This window comes from Lysinibacillus sp. A4, assembly GCF_024919535.1.
GTDB classification, from domain to species: domain Bacteria; phylum Bacillota; class Bacilli; order Bacillales_A; family Planococcaceae; genus Lysinibacillus; species Lysinibacillus capsici.
In genome coordinates this window covers 1-16,303 of record NZ_JANWTB010000016.1, presented here as the reverse complement: position 1 = coordinate 16,303, position 16,303 = coordinate 1, and the positions used below count along the sequence as shown (strand labels likewise).

Annotated in this window: 16 protein-coding genes, 1 tRNA gene and 2 rRNA genes; 3 read left to right on the top strand and 16 right to left on the bottom strand. The window is 37.0% G+C overall.

Features of this window, described 5'->3' with window-relative positions; all coding sequences use genetic code 11:
* Positions 1 to 32: 32 nt before the first annotated feature.
* The 5 genes from NY607_RS22420 to groES all read right to left on the bottom strand — a co-directional run bounded on the left by NY607_RS22420 (position 33) and on the right by groES (position 5,298).
* Entirely contained in the window at positions 33 to 1,043 is a 1,011-nt protein-coding gene (locus NY607_RS22420) for an ABC transporter substrate-binding protein (protein WP_259420394.1), read from the bottom strand.
* Positions 1,044 to 1,053: 10 nt separating this feature from the next.
* Positions 1,054 to 1,815, bottom strand: a complete 762-nt coding sequence (locus NY607_RS22415) for an ABC transporter ATP-binding protein (RefSeq protein WP_054548890.1) — start codon at positions 1,813 to 1,815, stop codon at positions 1,054 to 1,056.
* Positions 1,816 to 1,819: 4 nt separating this feature from the next.
* Positions 1,820 to 2,899 (bottom strand): FecCD family ABC transporter permease, encoded by a 1,080-nt coding sequence (locus tag NY607_RS22410; RefSeq protein ID WP_259420393.1) that lies wholly within the window; start codon positions 2,897 to 2,899, stop codon positions 1,820 to 1,822.
* A gap of 353 nt (positions 2,900 to 3,252) precedes the next feature.
* Positions 3,253 to 4,884: a chaperonin GroEL gene (groL, locus tag NY607_RS22405; protein ID WP_259420392.1), complete on the bottom strand. Its 1,632-nt coding sequence runs from the start codon at positions 4,882 to 4,884 to the stop codon at positions 3,253 to 3,255.
* A 129-nt stretch (positions 4,885 to 5,013) separates the two neighbouring features.
* On the bottom strand, positions 5,014 to 5,298 hold the full coding sequence (groES, locus tag NY607_RS22400) for a co-chaperone GroES (protein WP_004224358.1): 285 nt from the start codon (positions 5,296 to 5,298) through the stop codon (positions 5,014 to 5,016).
* Positions 5,299 to 5,469: 171 nt separating this feature from the next.
* On the opposite strand from groES, the gene NY607_RS22395 reads away from it, so the two are divergent.
* Positions 5,470 to 6,234: a CPBP family intramembrane glutamic endopeptidase gene (locus tag NY607_RS22395; protein WP_115672985.1), complete on the top strand. Its 765-nt coding sequence runs from the start codon at positions 5,470 to 5,472 to the stop codon at positions 6,232 to 6,234.
* Between the two features lie 77 nt (positions 6,235 to 6,311).
* Here NY607_RS22395 and tatC read toward each other — a convergent pair whose 3' ends face one another.
* From tatC to NY607_RS22380, 3 genes are all read right to left on the bottom strand, one after another.
* Positions 6,312 to 7,136, bottom strand: coding sequence for a twin-arginine translocase subunit TatC (tatC, locus tag NY607_RS22390; RefSeq protein WP_258859710.1), 825 nt, complete (start codon positions 7,134 to 7,136; stop codon positions 6,312 to 6,314).
* A gap of 16 nt (positions 7,137 to 7,152) precedes the next feature.
* Positions 7,153 to 7,338, bottom strand: a complete 186-nt coding sequence (locus tag NY607_RS22385; protein ID WP_008176991.1) for a twin-arginine translocase TatA/TatE family subunit — start codon at positions 7,336 to 7,338, stop codon at positions 7,153 to 7,155.
* A gap of 165 nt (positions 7,339 to 7,503) precedes the next feature.
* Positions 7,504 to 8,139, bottom strand: coding sequence for a redox-sensing transcriptional repressor Rex (locus NY607_RS22380; protein ID WP_004224350.1), 636 nt, complete (start codon positions 8,137 to 8,139; stop codon positions 7,504 to 7,506).
* 253 nt (positions 8,140 to 8,392) lie between these two features.
* On the opposite strand from NY607_RS22380, the gene NY607_RS22375 reads away from it, so the two are divergent.
* Positions 8,393 to 10,336, top strand: a complete 1,944-nt coding sequence (locus NY607_RS22375) for an ABC transporter ATP-binding protein (RefSeq protein ID WP_237898784.1) — start codon at positions 8,393 to 8,395, stop codon at positions 10,334 to 10,336.
* Positions 10,337 to 10,770: 434 nt separating this feature from the next.
* Here NY607_RS22375 and tsaD read toward each other — a convergent pair whose 3' ends face one another.
* The 6 genes from tsaD to NY607_RS22345 all read right to left on the bottom strand — a co-directional run bounded on the left by tsaD (position 10,771) and on the right by NY607_RS22345 (position 14,448).
* The gene (tsaD, locus tag NY607_RS22370) at positions 10,771 to 11,787 is read right to left on the bottom strand and encodes a tRNA (adenosine(37)-N6)-threonylcarbamoyltransferase complex transferase subunit TsaD (protein WP_048394920.1); all 1,017 of its coding nucleotides are present in this window, start codon (positions 11,785 to 11,787) and stop codon (positions 10,771 to 10,773) included.
* Entirely contained in the window at positions 11,787 to 12,239 is a 453-nt protein-coding gene (gene rimI, locus NY607_RS22365) for a ribosomal protein S18-alanine N-acetyltransferase (protein ID WP_054548892.1), read from the bottom strand. Before rimI ends, tsaD begins: the two co-directional genes overlap by 1 nt.
* A complete protein-coding gene (gene tsaB / locus NY607_RS22360; RefSeq protein ID WP_131522368.1) occupies positions 12,232 to 12,939 on the bottom strand; it encodes a tRNA (adenosine(37)-N6)-threonylcarbamoyltransferase complex dimerization subunit type 1 TsaB in 708 nt (235 codons plus the stop codon). The genes rimI and tsaB overlap by 8 nt, the downstream gene beginning before the upstream one ends.
* A complete protein-coding gene (gene tsaE / locus NY607_RS22355; protein WP_131522369.1) occupies positions 12,936 to 13,385 on the bottom strand; it encodes a tRNA (adenosine(37)-N6)-threonylcarbamoyltransferase complex ATPase subunit type 1 TsaE in 450 nt (149 codons plus the stop codon). The genes tsaB and tsaE overlap by 4 nt, the downstream gene beginning before the upstream one ends.
* Positions 13,386 to 13,566: 181 nt before the next feature.
* On the bottom strand, positions 13,567 to 13,905 hold the full coding sequence (locus tag NY607_RS22350; protein ID WP_048394912.1) for a hypothetical protein: 339 nt from the start codon (positions 13,903 to 13,905) through the stop codon (positions 13,567 to 13,569).
* Between the two features lie 467 nt (positions 13,906 to 14,372).
* Positions 14,373 to 14,448: transfer RNA gene (locus tag NY607_RS22345), tRNA-Asp, on the bottom strand.
* A 196-nt stretch (positions 14,449 to 14,644) separates the two neighbouring features.
* Between NY607_RS22345 and NY607_RS22340 the strand changes: the two genes are divergently transcribed.
* The gene (locus tag NY607_RS22340) at positions 14,645 to 15,709 is read left to right on the top strand and encodes a M24 family metallopeptidase (protein ID WP_259420391.1); all 1,065 of its coding nucleotides are present in this window, start codon (positions 14,645 to 14,647) and stop codon (positions 15,707 to 15,709) included.
* A gap of 161 nt (positions 15,710 to 15,870) precedes the next feature.
* Here the strand turns inward: NY607_RS22340 and rrf are convergent.
* A 5S ribosomal RNA gene (gene rrf, locus NY607_RS22335) occupies positions 15,871 to 15,986 on the bottom strand.
* Positions 15,987 to 16,178: 192 nt separating this feature from the next.
* Positions 16,179 to 16,303, bottom strand: a 23S ribosomal RNA gene (locus NY607_RS22330); the annotation flags it as partial.

The window sequence follows — 16,303 nt, the reverse complement described above, 5'->3', positions numbered from 1 at the left end:
TTATTCGACCCGCTAGGACAGCACTTTTTGTTTTATTTAAATAAGTCTGGGTACATTTCTTTTGCTAATGCTTCCATTCCATCAATTGTGTTATAGCCATAGCCAAACATGTAATTGTAATCTACAATATACATTTGTTTATTTTTAATAGCCTTCATGCTTGATAGTTTAGGATTCGCATAAATTTCTTCACGTACTTTTGTCAAATCAGAACCGTCCCAGTTAGGAAGAATTAATACATCTGGATCTGCTGCAATTAATGTTTCAACACTTACATCGCCTGTTTCATCTTTAAAAATATTATCTAATTTAACCATTTTGAATGCATCATTAAAGAATGTTTCATCGTGTGCTGGATAAACAAAAAGCTCTTTTGGATCATTTGTATGCAAATAGGCAAATGTTTTTTCTTCTTTTATACTTTCTAATTTTGAGGAAATATCTTGTTGTCGACCTTTTAATTCTTTAATAAAGCTATCTGCTTTGTCTTGAACATTAAAAATTTCACCAATATTCTTTATATCTTTATAAATAGAATCATACGTGCCGCCTGTTACGGATGACTCTAAAACATATGTTTTTACACCCATTTCATTAAGCGAATCTACTGTCCCTACTCCCCATTCAGCATTATCAAATAAGCCACCACGACCAAATACTAAATCAGGATCAGTACCTAATGTAACCTCTTTCCCAACATATTCATCACTTAAAATATTTAGCTTTGCATACTCTTCTTCAACAGCTTTATCAACTGCACCAAAGTTTGCACCAACACCAACGATTTTATCGCTTAATCCTAAATGTAATAATAATTCTGCAGCTGGGCGTGTATTTGCCATAATTCTTTCTGGTGCTTTATCAAATACTTGATCTTTCTTTTCCCATGTTGATCCACCTTCAGCCTTTGAAAAGTTCTCAATTGTCAGTGGATAATGCTCTTTTGTTTGTGTTTCCTTAGATGTATCTTTTGATGTGTTACCGCAGGCTGTTAATGTTAATAAAGCTGCTAAACCAATTCCTAATAATAATTTTTTCTTCATGTTTTTCCTCCTACAGTCCATATGCAAAGCCTAATCCATTCGTCACTGGATTAGTAAACGTTTGACATTTGATATGATATAAAGCTTCTATTGTTTCTGGTGTTAAAACTTCTTGGGGTGTACCATGTGCATAGATTTCACCATCTTTTACTGCATAAAGATAATCACAGTAATGTGCTGCCATTTCTAGATCATGAAGAGCTGCTAAAACACCGATGTTTAAACTTTTTACACAGGATAGTATTTCAATTTGATAACGAATATCTAAATGATTTGTTGGTTCATCCAAAATCATAAATTTAGGCTGCTGGGCAATCGTTCTAGCTAAAATAACCCTTTGCTTTTCACCACCAGATAGTGAAAGAAAACTGCGCTCTCTATAAGATTGTAAGTTCGTTCTTGTCAATGCCTCTTCTACGATGTCAAAATCCTTTTGGTTATCTGACTCTAGCATTTTTTTATGAGGTGTTCTACCTAACATCACCATTTGTTGTACCGTTAAATCAAAGTGCATTTCATTGAATTGTCCAACTACACCTAAGTGTTGAGAAATCTTTTTTTCGGCGCTTTTTAAAACATCTAAATCATCTAAGAAGACCATCCCTTTTTGAGGTACTAGGCTTTTATAAATGCTTTTCAGTAAAGTTGATTTTCCGCATCCGTTTGGTCCGATTAAGCCCACAAATTGTTGCTTATTCACATGAATGGATACGTTTTTTACGATTTCCTTTTTGCCGATTTTTACTTCTATTTCCTTTGCTACTAATTCCATTGTTCTACCCTCCGAAGTTGTAACCTTTTTTTACAATCATATAGATAAATAATGGTGACCCAATGACAGAAGTAATAATACCAATCGGTAATTCCACATTTTGGATTAATGTTCTAGACAGAATATCAGCCCAAATCATGAAAAGGCCTCCTAAGAGCAATGTTCCTAACATTAATCGTTTGTGATCTGCACCGAAAATACCTCTTGTGATATGAGGAATAATTAAACCAACAAAACCGATCATACCTGCATAAGCGACCATCGTTCCTGTAATAAGCGAGGTAAGAATCATATATAATTTACGATAAGCACTTAAATTGATCCCTAAGGTGATAGCTGATTCATCTCCAAGTAGCATTGTGTTTAGCACACGATGTTGGAAAAGGAATAATGCAGCTCCTAGTACAATCACGATTGTTAAAATTGGTGTTTTGTCCCAGCTGGCAGATGATAAACTCCCCATAGACCAGAACGTAACAGTTTTAATGCCCTCTGCATTATTGGCAAAAAAGATGATAAGGCTTGAAAACGAACTACATAATGCACCGATAACAACCCCTGATAAAACCAATTTTACTGAGGTTGCTTTACCTCCAATGCTGGATAAGATAAGCACTGCCATAGAGGTAATCATCGCCCCTGCAAATGCACCAAAGGCTACTCCAAATTGTGCTAACAATGCACTACTCCCAAAACCAACTAGAATAGCAAAGGTTGCACCTAATGACGCTCCTGAAGAAATACCAAGTATGTATGGATCAGCAAGCGGGTTTTGGACAACTGCCTGCATGACAGCCCCACACAATGCAAGACCGACACCAATCAATAAGGCAAAAACCACACGCGGCATTCTGACCTGTAGAATAATATTCAAATAGGATTCACTTTCCACACTATCAAGTGTTCCAAGTTTTCCATTGGATATAGTATGTAGCAAAATATCCATCGATTGCTTGAAAGGAATGCTGACTTGTCCTATTGATACAGAAAAAATGGCAGATATTAAAATAGAGACTATTAAAAGCAAGATAATAACATAATAAATATTGCCCATTCCTATTCTGTTAGCTTCCTGTCTATCCAAAATTTCACCTCTATCTATTAAACTTTTAGTTAATGATAACGATTATCATTTTCATTTTGTATTGTAAGTGATAATCCATTGAAAAACAACAGGAAAATTTTTAATTATAAATTATGCATACATTCAGTAGATAAATATTCCACTACTGGCGGGTTTTAATTCGCTAAAATTATTGTTCCGATAGAAATTAAAACAGCTCATTGTAAATTCCGGATATTATATAGCGAAGAAAATTTAGGGATTTTTATTTAAACTCAGTTCTAATAAAAAATCAAAATAAAAAACCACTTTCCATAAAACTATGGAAAGTGGTCATATTACTTAAAAGATTGTGCTTATAGGCTAACTAAATCTTACATCATTCCTGGCATACCGCCCATGCCGCTCATATCTGGCATTACTGGTGCTGCTTCAGGGATATCTGCTACAACCGCTTCTGTTGTTAAGAATAGGGCTGCAACTGATGCTGCGTTTTGTAAAGCTGAGCGAGTTACTTTTGCTGGGTCTACTACGCCTGCTTCCATCATGTTTACCCATTCGCCAGTTGCTGCATTGAAACCAATGCCAACTTCTTCACGTTTTAGACGATCTACGATAATTGAGCCTTCAAGACCAGCATTATTAGCAATTTGACGAACTGGTTCTTCTAAAGCACGTAGAACGATTTTCACACCTGTAGATACGTCGCCTTCTACTGCTTCAGCCGCTTTTTCTACTGCTGCATAGACGTTTAGAAGAGCAGTACCACCACCTGATACGATACCTTCTTCAACAGCCGCACGAGTTGAGTTTAAAGCATCCTCAATACGAAGTTTACGCTCTTTCAGCTCTGTTTCTGTTGCAGCACCAACTTTGATAACTGCTACACCGCCTGCTAATTTTGCAAGACGTTCTTGTAATTTTTCTTTATCGAACTCTGAAGTAGTTTCAGCAAGTTGTGCACGAATTTGACCAATGCGTGATTCAATTGCGTCTGCTCCGCCTACACCTTCAACGATTGTTGTGTTGTCTTTTGTTACAACAACTTTTGCTGCACGACCAAGTGCAGAAATATCAGCTGATTTTAGGTCTAAGCCTAATTCTTCTGTAATCACTTGTCCACCTGTCAGGATAGCAATATCTTCAAGCATTGCTTTACGTCGATCACCGAAACCTGGTGCTTTTACTGCTACAGCATTAAATGTACCACGAAGTTTGTTCACAACAAGTGTTGCAAGAGCTTCACCTTCTACATCTTCAGCAATCATTAAAAGTGGACGACCTTGTTGCACCACTTGCTCTAATAATGGTAATACTTCTTGAATGTTTGTAATTTTTTTATCAGTAATTAAAATGTATGGGTTATCAAGAACCGCTTCCATTTTATCTGTGTCAGTTACCATGTAGTGAGAAGCATAACCACGATCAAACTGCATACCCTCAACTACATCTAACTCTGTTGTGAAGCCTTTTGATTCTTCAATTGTAATAACTCCATCGTTACCAACGCGTTCCATTGCTTCAGCGATTAGTTGTCCAACTTCATCATCTGCAGCAGAAATAGCAGCAACTTGTGCAATTTCTTCCTTATTGCTTACTGGGCGAGAAATAGCGTGTAATTCAGTAAGTGCTGCAGCAACTGCTTTATCGATACCTTTACGGATACCTACTGGATTTGCGCCAGCTGTAACGTTTTTCAAGCCTTCACGAATAATTGCTTGAGCTAATACTGTTGCTGTAGTTGTACCATCACCAGCGATTTCGTTTGTCTTAGAAGCAACTTCTGCTACTAATTTTGCTCCCATGTTTTCGTATGGGTTTTCTAGTTCGATTTCTTTAGCGATTGTCACACCATCATTTGTAATAAGTGGTGAACCGAATTTTTTTTCTAAAACAACATTACGTCCTTTTGGTCCTAATGTTACTTTTACTGCATTTGCTAATTTATCTACACCTTGTAACATTAATGAACGAGCGTCTTCTGAGAATTTAATATCTTTTGCCATGAGAATTTACCCTCCTGAAATGGAATATTCGTTAAGCTTCTTCAATATATTTATATCAATTTCACCTTATTGTCACATTTGTTATGCAAACAATAAGTATTCACCTTACGTAAGGTGCCTTTAAAGTTCTTATTCAATAATTGCAAGAATATCGCTTTCGCGTAAAATTAGGTATTCATTACCTTCAAATTTAACTTCTGTGCCAGCGTATTTAGAGAAAATAATGCGGTCGTCAACTTTAACGTCAAGCTCTACACGTTGCCCGTTCTCTAATACACGACCTGTCCCAACTGCTACTACTTTACCTTCTTGTGGTTTTTCTTTTGCAGAGTCAGGTAGTACAATACCGAATGCAGATTTTTCTTCTACCTCGATTAGTTCAATTACAATACGATCTCCTAGTGGTCTTAACAAGTGAAACAACCTCCTAATAATTAAATAATTGTTGATATTTATTAGCACTCTATATCAATGAGTGCTAACACAATTATTATGATAATCAATCACTCTTTTTTTTGCAAGTCAGAACTTCAAAAAATTTTGTTTTCTTTCCATATTCCTCTACAATAGAAAGGAAGCATATGAATGGAAAGGATTTTGACTGTGACTAATTCTCAAAAAGTAACGAAACATAAAAAAACAGCCCTGTATGTTTTGCTGATTTATATCTTGATGCAAATCTCTAGCAGATGGTTGCTCTTACCGTTCCATAGGCTCATCATGAAGGTAACTGGTTTAGCTTCTGAACAAGCGGCTCCTATTACTCAAGGTTGGTATATCGCACTAAGTTTTGCGGTAGCGCTCATTTTAAGCTTAATCCTTACATCTCGAGATAAAGCATTTTGGAACATTTACCAAGGAAAAAAAGAAACGATACCTCTTACAATTGTGTGGGGAATCATCGGCTTCTTCCTAGTGTTCTTTGGACAAATGATTGGTGCAGCTATTGAGATGGCTGTTTTCGGTATTGAAGGAGGCTCACAAAATACTGCAGATATTGTCGCGATAGCTAAAGGTGCTCCTATCGCTATATTAGCAATTGTTGTATTCGGGCCAATCTTAGAAGAATTCGTCTTCCGTAGAGTGATCTTTGGCTCGCTTGTCCAAACAACAAATTTCTGGGTGGCAGCAATTGTGAGTGCCATTTTCTTTGCGATTATCCACTTCGACTTCTCACATATCTTGCTTTATACCATTTGTGGTTTAATTTTCGCCTTTTTATATCACAAAACAAAGCGCATTTGGACGTCTATTATTGCACACGTCATGCTTAATGGATTTGTGACACTTGTACAATTCTATGCGGAACCATTGCAAAAGTTTCTTCAAGAACTCGAAAAAATGCAATAAATTTTTGTAAAGCGATTGTAAGATGCAAAAATAACACAAAAGCTCGGTGTCCCATTTAGGGCACCGAGCTTTATTTATTACTGTTGATTCAATTCTTCTATTTGTCGTCGTTGCTGCTCAAGTGCCTCTTCAATCTGGCGCTTTTGTTCAGCTTCCTGCTCTTCTTTTAATCTCATTTCTTCTGATTGCAAGTATTTTTTATAGCCAATACGTGAAATCATAATGCTTATTTCATATAGCATAAACAATGGTATTGATACCATTAAATGCGAAGCCAACTCCGGTGGTGCAATTATAGCTGCACACACAAACAGACCAAAATAGGAATACTTTCGAAAACGCACTAGTATTTCAGGAGTTAACATTCCAATACGTGAAAAGAATAGGACTACAATCGGCAATTGGAAAAGGAAACCAAATGGAATTGTAAGTCTAAATAAAAATGAAAAATAGTCCTTTATGCCAATTGTTGGTTGTATGTCTAATTCATTCGATAAACCCATCATAAATTTTATGACATAAGGAAATAAGTAAAAGAAAGAAAAGGACAGCCCTGCTAAAAATAATAAAAACGCATACGGAATATACTTTAAGGTTGCTTTTCGTTCTATGTCCCTTAGTCCTGGACTTATAAATGCCCACAATTGATACATTAAAATTGGCGAAGAAACAATAAAAGAGATTAAAAATATAACTTGAATATAAATTGAAAGCGGTGTTACTACATCAAACGCATGGAGTTCTATATTATAGGATTCTCCAGTAATTTGAAGATATTTAATAATTGGCTTTGCGACAAAAAAGGCGCCGGCCATAGCTAGAACAAAGAAAACGGCAACAATGAACAGCCGTTTTCTTAATTCTTCTATATGCTCAATGACAGTTAGATCTTTTGGATTCATTCCTCAACATCCTAACTTACTTATCTAGTTCTTTCTTTTTCTTATCATCATCATCTTCGTCGGCTAAACCTTTAGTAGCATTTTTGAATTCACGTAGTGTTGAACCAAATGCCTTACCAAGCTCTGGTAACTTTTTAGGACCAAAAATTAGTAACGCGACAACTCCGATAATAATGAGGCTCATAGGACCAATACCACCCATTACAGCCACCTCCTCTTTATATCCATCATTTTAACGCATATTTCGCCATTTTGCTAACTAATTATATGTGAAAGTTTTTCGTCACACTCACTGATTTGACCTCATTTTATTTAAATTATCTATTTGACAGAAACGGTGAATTACACTAAAAAATATGTATGGTTTTCACTCTTCCTGATTACGTATTAAATAAATAAGCGCTTGCAACTCTACCGATAAATCGATTGTTAAAAGCTGCATTCTATCAGGTACTGTTAATCGCTCTGGCGTAAAGTTTAAAATTCCCTTTGCATTCATGGCTGCTAAGCGATCCGCCATTTTTTGAGCGGAGCGTGGTGAAACGGTTAAAATAGCAAGCTCTGCACCGTATTCTGCATATTTTTCTTCCAATAAATCTGGATGAAAGACCGGAATGTTACTGATCATTTTGCCATCCTTCGGTGCTTTTGAATCGAATGCTACCACAATATGTGTATTATGGTTTTTTTGAAAATTATATTTTAATAATGCACTGCCTAAATTCCCCACACCAATTAACGCTACTTTTGTCGTTTCATGTTGATCAAGCGTCTGGCTAAAAAATTGTAATAGATGCTGCACATCGTAGCCATAACCTTTTTTCCCAAGTGCACCAAAATAAGAAAAATCACGGCGAATAGTTGCAGAATCTATTTTCATCGCTTCACTCAATTCCTTCGACGAAATACGTTCCATACCTTCTTGTGCAAAGTTTTGAATAAATCGATAGTAAAGAGGAAGTCTTTTTGTAGTGGCTTGTGGAATTTTTAATTCTTGTTTCAAACTTTTTCCTCCTTATGATGTACCTCCATCAATTTTACTGTCTTTAACTACTAATTTTAATACATTCATCCTTAACAATATACAACATTTTTGCAATCCCCTGCTGTATTTCTCTTTAGTTAATGGCGCCTTATACGCAGCTAACTAAAAAGAAATCGTTTCAATCTTACATGACTGCTAGGAATAAGTAAAGCACGGACATTGCATGCAAATCGTTCATCCTTTACACTAAGGTAGAATTGAGGTGTCAAGAATGATTGTTTTACAGGTCAATCAACTAACTAAATCCTTTCTTGCAGATGAAATTTTAAGTGGTGTTAAATTAGAAGTTCAACACCGTGACCGTGTTGCCTTAGTAGGACGAAACGGTGCAGGTAAATCTACTTTATTAAAAATAATTGCTGGTCAAATGTCTTATGATTCAGGTGATATCATTATCCCAAAGGATATTCAAATAGGCTATTTAGAGCAACATGCAGGATTAAACTCTACGCTAACAATTTGGAATGAAATGATGACTATATTTGAATCTCTTTTAGCCCAAGAACAGCTGCTACGCTCACTTGAACAACAAATGGCTGATCCTACTGTCTATGAAAACCCTACTATGTATGCGAAAGTTATGTCGGAATACGATCAATTACAGCATACGTTTAAAGATGCAGGTGGCTATCAATATGAATCAGACATACGGTCAGTCCTTCATGGTATGCAATTTTATTCCGAAGACTATGACAAACCCATCAGTTCCTTATCTGGTGGACAGCGCACACGTTTAGCACTTGCTAAGCTCTTACTTAGTAAACCAGATCTTTTAATTCTCGATGAGCCAACGAACCATTTAGATATCGAAACACTATCTTGGTTGGAATCCTATTTAAAGGGCTATGAAGGCGCTATTTTAATTGTTTCCCATGACCGCTACTTCTTAGACCAAGTCGTTTCTATTGTCTACGAAGTATCTCGTCATCGCGTTACCAAATATCCGGGTAATTATAGTGCATATCTAGATGAAAAAGCTAAAAATTATGAGCGTGATGTCAAACTCTTTGAACGTCAGCAAGATGAAAAGGCCAAGCTAGAGGATTTTATCCAAAAAAATATTGCACGTGCTTCTACAACAAAAATGGCACAAAGTCGACGTAAAATGCTTGAACGTACCGAGTGGATGGAATCGCCGGATGGTGATGAGAAATCCGCTAGTTTCGGTTTCACGATTGAACGTCAAAGTGGAAATGATGTTTTATCTGTTGATGAATTAACGATTGGTTATAACGAACGTACCATTTCTAGTGGGATAAACCTCCGCACTTTTCGTGAGGATCGTATTGCCCTTGTTGGACCAAACGGAGTTGGTAAATCGACATTATTAAAAACAATTGTAAAAGATTTATCCCCTCTTGGAGGTAGTATTCGATATGGTACGAATGTACAAATCGGCTACTATGATCAAGAGCAAGCAAAGCTATCGAGCAATAAGAGTGTCCTAAAAGAATTATGGGATGAATGGCCACTCATGAACGAAAAAGATATTCGAACTGTATTAGGGCGTTTTCTTTTTAGTGGTGAAGATGTGGATAAAGCTGTATCCTCTTTATCGGGCGGTGAAAAAGCACGCCTTGCACTCGCAAAGCTAATGATGCAAAAGGCTAATTTCTTAATTCTAGATGAGCCTACCAACCATTTAGACTTAGATAGCAAAGAGGTATTAGAAAATGCCTTGATCGATTATCCAGGTACGCTTCTATTTGTCTCACACGACCGCTACTTCATTAATCGTATCGCAACAAAAGTGGTGGAGTTATCTGGAACGGGTTCATTTGAATATTTAGGTGATTACGATTATTACGTTGAGAAAAAGCAGGAACTATTAGAGCTAGCACAAATGAAGGCTGCCTCCCAACCACAAGTACAGCAAGACCTCCCTGATAAAACGTCTACATCAAAAATTGATAAAGAAGCAAAAAAGCGTGAACGTCAAATTAGACGTACGATTGAAGATTTAGAAAGCAAGATGCAAGAAACATCTGCTATGGTTGCAAGACTAGAAGAAGCTCTTTGTGACTCTGCCATTTTTACCGACCATGAAAAAATTTCAATGCTTCAAGCAGAATTAGCAACTGCTAAAGAACAGCATGAGCTATTAGAATTAGAATGGCTTGAGCTAAATGAAGAACTAGAAAATATTAGCATGTAAATGATGTAAGCCGTGTGACCTTTCACATGGCTTTTTCTTTACTTGTCTTCATTTTTCATATATATTGGTCAAGTGCTATTTTTCGACAAAAAATGCCCACAGTTTTATTCACACTATAAATCTAGTAATACCAACATATCAACAGAGTTTTCCACATTGTCCACAACAAAAATTTATTTTATCCACATTCTATCGTATAAAACCAGCTACTATATATTGAATAATCACAAGTTATACACAAGTTATCAACAATTTGTGCATAAGTACGCGTGTTCGCCATTTAATTCGCTCCTTTACCTGTGGATAATTTTCTGAAAAATTTGTCAATTGTAATGCTTCTACTGACTATTCCCTTCGCACGGTTCTTTTTTATCAACAATTATTCGACAATTAATAAAAGAGGTATCTAAAAATATAGATACCTCTTTCCTATACTATACCCAGGATTTTAACTCCATTCCTGGACGTCCATTCATCATTAAGTTTCCTCGAATACCAGCCTCAAACATCGGCATAGCTGCTGCGCCAATCATTGCCGCATTATCCGTACACAATTTAAGTGGGGGGACAAAAAACGGGATGCCTTCTTCTTCAAAAACAGTCTCCAAAGAAATTCGCAAACCCTTATTTGCTGCTACACCTCCAGCTGCAATAACCTGTTTCACCTGATATTCGCGAGCAGCACGTAATGTTTTAGCAGTCAGTACTTCAACAACACTTTCCTGAAAGCCCTTGGCAACAGCTGCTGGTGAAATAGCTTCACCTCGTTGATCCATATTATGTTTATAATTGATGACAGCTGATTTTAAACCGCTAAAGCTAAAATCATACGAATCCTCTTCCAACCATACTCTTGGAAAAGGAACAGCCTCTCCTTCCTCATGAGCAAGACGATCAATATGTGGCCCACCAGGATAAGGTAAATTTAAAACACGCGCCACTTTATCATAAGCTTCACCCGCTGCATCATCTCGTGTTTCACCAATGACCTCAAAAGAGCCATGTTCCTTCATATAGACAAGCTCTGTATGACCGCCTGAAACTACAAGTGCTAATAAAGGGAACTCCATCGGTTGAACAAGCGCATTGGCATAAATATGCCCTGCAATATGATGTACACCTACAATTGGTAAGTTGTTCGCAAAGGCAAAAGCCTTCGCTGCATTAATGCCAATCAACAATGCACCTACGAGACCTGGACCCTCAGTAACCGCAACCGCATCCAAATCTACCGGCTTTAAATTTGCTTGAGCTAATGCTTCTTCAATTACCATCGTAATTTGTTCAACGTGATGGCGTGATGCAATTTCAGGAACAACGCCACCAAATCGCTTATGACTCTCTATTTGAGAAGCAACAACATTCGACACGATTTCATGACCATTTCGTATAATCGCTGCAGCTGTTTCATCACAGCTTGATTCTATTGCTAATATCAATCCATTATTCATTATAAATTCACCCACATGACAAGGGCATCCTCCCCGTTATCCGTATAATAGCCTTTCCGTATACCACCATCTTGGAATTGGAGCTTACGATAAAGATTTTGTGCAACTGTGTTCGTTACTCGTACCTCCAATGTCATAACCTCCATTCCATGTAAACGAGCTATTTGCATTGCCTCACGCATTAATCCCTCGCCTATACCTCGTCCACGAGCTGCCTCAATAACAGCTACATTCGTAATTTGGGCTGCATCTATAACCATCCACATCCCGCAAAAACCAATAATACTTCCACTTGCATCAACAGCCAGCACATAATGGGCATACTGATTTTCATGTACTTCATAGTAAAAGGAATCCAACGTCCAAGGTACAGGAAATGAAGCTACTTCAATTTCATAAACTGCTGGTACATCATCAGAAACCATTTTACGATAAGTTACATCACTACTCATGTTCTTTCTCCTTCTGTTCTTTCAGCCAATTTGCTTCAGCCTCTGCAATTCGTTTATATTGTGGGACAAAGTGATGAGTAGCTTCAACACTCGGTAACTCCACTTTAGTTCCTACACGAATAACTTCCGTTGCACGTGGCAAGTCAAGACTAAAAGGTGCACGTAAAGCGTTATCACCAAGCTCCTCTACAATGTTATCCCAAAATATGCCCACATCTGTTCCTACAAATAAAATAGGTGCATCTAATGCCCTTAAACGCTCTAACAAATCCGCGATATGTGCATGATGATCCTCCACAAGAGCCTCTAGTGTCTCTCCTTGATAAACAGCTGTATAAACGTTATCTCTTCTTGCATCAAAAATTGGACAAATTAACCCCTTATAAAGGGAAGCATTTGCAGCTAATGCTTTTAAGCTAGAGACACCAACTAAAGGTATCTGTAATGTCCATGCTAGGGTTTTCGCTAATGTTACACCTATACGGACCCCTGTATACGAACCAGGCCCTTCAGACACTGCAATCACATCCAAGTCGCCTGCCTTCAAACCTGCTCTTGCTAATACCTCTTCAATAGCGGGCATTGCGCCTGCTGAATGTGTTAATTTTATATTTTGTACCAGCTCAGCTACCACTTTTCCATCCCTTACAATAGCAACGGAAAGTGGTGTATTCGCTGTTTCTATTCCTAACCAAATCATTTCATTAGCTCCTCACATAGTGCCTCATAGCGTTCCCCACTAGGTATTAACACAAATCGTCGTTCATTGTCTCCGATTCGATAAATCTCTATCGCTAATCGATTCTGTGGCAAATCCTGTTCAATTAAATGCGCCCACTCTACCACTGATACTGCATCTCCATAAAATAATTCATCCCAACCAAGGTCCTCGTCACTTTCAGCCAAACGATAAACATCTAAATGATTGAAGGGTAAACGTCCTTCATACTGTTTAATGATTGTAAATGTTGGACTGTTGACCGTTCTTTTCACACCAAGCCCTTTTGCTAATGCCTTCGTAAACGTTGTCTTGCCTGCACCTAAATCTCCTTCTAATGTAATCGTATCTTGAGCTTCTAGTAAATTGGCAAGTGTCATCGCAAAACGCTCTGTATCATCAACTGAATTCATGATTATTTCATACATTCTCATTTTTCCTCTCATCACTACATTACCTCTAGTTTACCTAAACTAGCGAAAATGTTCAAAGCATCCAATATCATTATATCCTACTTAGATTGTCTTCGTTAAAAAGCCTAATTTTATGACATAGGTAACTCATTTAAATAAAAAAACACGCCTTCTTTTACAAAGACGTGACAACTATTTATCTGTTTGAATGACCTTTCACTGCTATGATTTCTTTGCCAATTAGTTTATCATCCTTAAATTTCACTATATAGGCCTGTGTCATCAAGATTTCATCATTCCAACGATATTCATTATTTTTAATTTTTTTACCTGCTCCGCCTGCTGCTTCTACTACCTCAATATATGACATATCATTTTTTAATTTCTCAAATTCTACTTCATTCATATTTTTTTGCCAGTGATACGCATTTGATTCTTCAATCTCCATAATAGGATCTCCACAGCCTACCATCATTATCATGGAACCAATAAGCAAAGGGAAATAAATACTTTTAAAAGAATAATCTTTGCTCATCTAAACACCTCCGTAGCCAATCCGATTACTTCTACATTTTTACCCCTAATCTTTACATTAGAAACACTCTAATTTTACCTTATAAAAACGCAATCATTTATCGGTAATTTTTACTATTTTTAGATAATGTTAAATATATGAAATTCGCTATGTTTATGGGCATATTTTCGATTATTTCACAGCGATTTAAGCCATTTTTTAGACACCCTTGATATGTTTTAGGGAAATAGATGTTGTTTATGAAATAATAAAGGGAAGTTGGTCTCAAATACTTCACAGAATGTTATGCTTTTAGCCTCTGTGTTTCTATAAGGCGGTGTTAATCCTTTCGACGTTATTCATTGGTCATGTAATTTCTACTTAATTTTACTGATAAGCTCCTGAAAGATGAATTGGATCCATACTCCAAACACATACAAAAAAGTCCCTATGATGTAAAATCATAAGGACTGTAATATTAATTTAAATGGCGGTCCCGACCGGGATCGAACCGGCGATCTCCTGCGTGACAGGCAGGCATGTTAACCGCTACACCACGGGACCTCTTTAAGACATTTATAAATATATCATAGAAAATATAGATATACAATAGCTTTTTTCATATTTTAATAATATATTTTCCAACAATCTCTAATCTAGGATAGAATTTATCCTGCAATGCATTTTCCACATAATCATATAAGCTCTAAACATGATGCAAATTTTGCAGTATATTTAACTTTAAAGGAGGAAACAAAACATGTCAAAATTAGAACAATTACAAGCAGCCTTACAGCTCCACGATACCGATGCAATTATTATTACAAATGCTCAAAATCGTCGCTATCTAACAGGTTTTACAGGTAGTGCAGGTACAGTCATTGTAACAAAGACACGCGCACTTTTATTAGTAGACTTCCGCTATACACAGCAAGCAACAAATCAGTGTGACACCTTTGAAGTACTAGAGATTGATCGCAACCATTTATATGAAACCATTCAGGAAATTCTTGAACAGGAATTAATTCAAACTGTTGGTTTTGAGCAACATCATGTAACTTATTTTAGCTATCAATTAATGAAGAGCAAATTGACAGCTATATTAAAACCAATGCCTACTATTGTAGAAGATTTACGGATGATTAAAACACCAGAAGAAATTGAAATAATTAAGAAAGCAGCATGGATTTCCGATGAGGCGTTTAATCATATTCTGACATTCATCAAACCAGGTATTTCAGAACTTGATATTGCCTATGAATTAGAGTCTCATATGCGAAAAAATGGTGCAACAGGTGCAGCCTTCGATATGATTATTGCTTCTGGCCATCGTTCAGCACTCCCACATGGCGTAGCATCCTCTAAAATAGTGGAGCAAGGTGACATGTTGACAATGGATTTTGGTGCTTACTACCGAGGTTATCGTTCTGATATGACAAGAACGATTGCTGTTGGAGAACCATTAGAGCAATTAAAAGAAGTATATCATATAGTTCATGGTGCCTTACAACATGCCCTTTCCAATATGAAGGCTGGTATTACTGGACAAGAGGCAGATCGTTATTCACGAGACTACATTACTGCAAAGGGATATGGACAAAATTACGGACACGGTGCAGGACATGGCATAGGCTTAGATATCCATGAAAATATATTTATGTCTACCATATGTAAAGACATGTTAGAAGAAAATATGGTACTAACTGTCGAACCGGGTATTTATATACCTAATGTAGGTGGTGTTCGTATCGAGGATGATGTTATCGTTACAAAAGAAGGTGTGGAAGTCATCACTCACTCTCCTAAGGAACTGATTATTTTATAGCCCATTAAAGTGATGTTTTTAATATGGAGATATCATTAAAGAAGTTTCGCTGCTTTCTTTGATATAAAATAAATGTTTTAAAGAGTAAGTACAATTATTTCATTGTACTTACTCTTTTTATAAAAGGAAAAACAGCCAGCACACAGCTGACTGTTTTGTTTGCCTAGCGACGTCCTACTCTCACAGGGGGAAGCCCCCAACTACCATCGGCGCTAAAGAGCTTAACTTCCGTGTTCGGTATGGGAACGGGTGTGACCTCTTTGCCATCATCACTAGACTTATTCGACCTCCAATACACGGCGTATTACTGCGTCAGCTGCTCTCGTTCAATCAGTCACGTACATAAGTACGCTCCTTCAATCACTCGTTTGCTTCCTTGTACTACTTGTGTCTTGAAGCTCTCTTTTTTTGTTGAAAGAGTTGTTCTTTCAAAACTGGATAAACGGTGCATTGAATGTTTCAAACGTTTTTGGTTAAGTCCTCGATCGATTAGTATTCGTCAGCTCCATGTGTCACCACACTTCCACCTCGAACCTATCTACCTCATCGTCTTTGAGGGATCTTACTTACTTGCGTAATGGGAAATCTCATCTT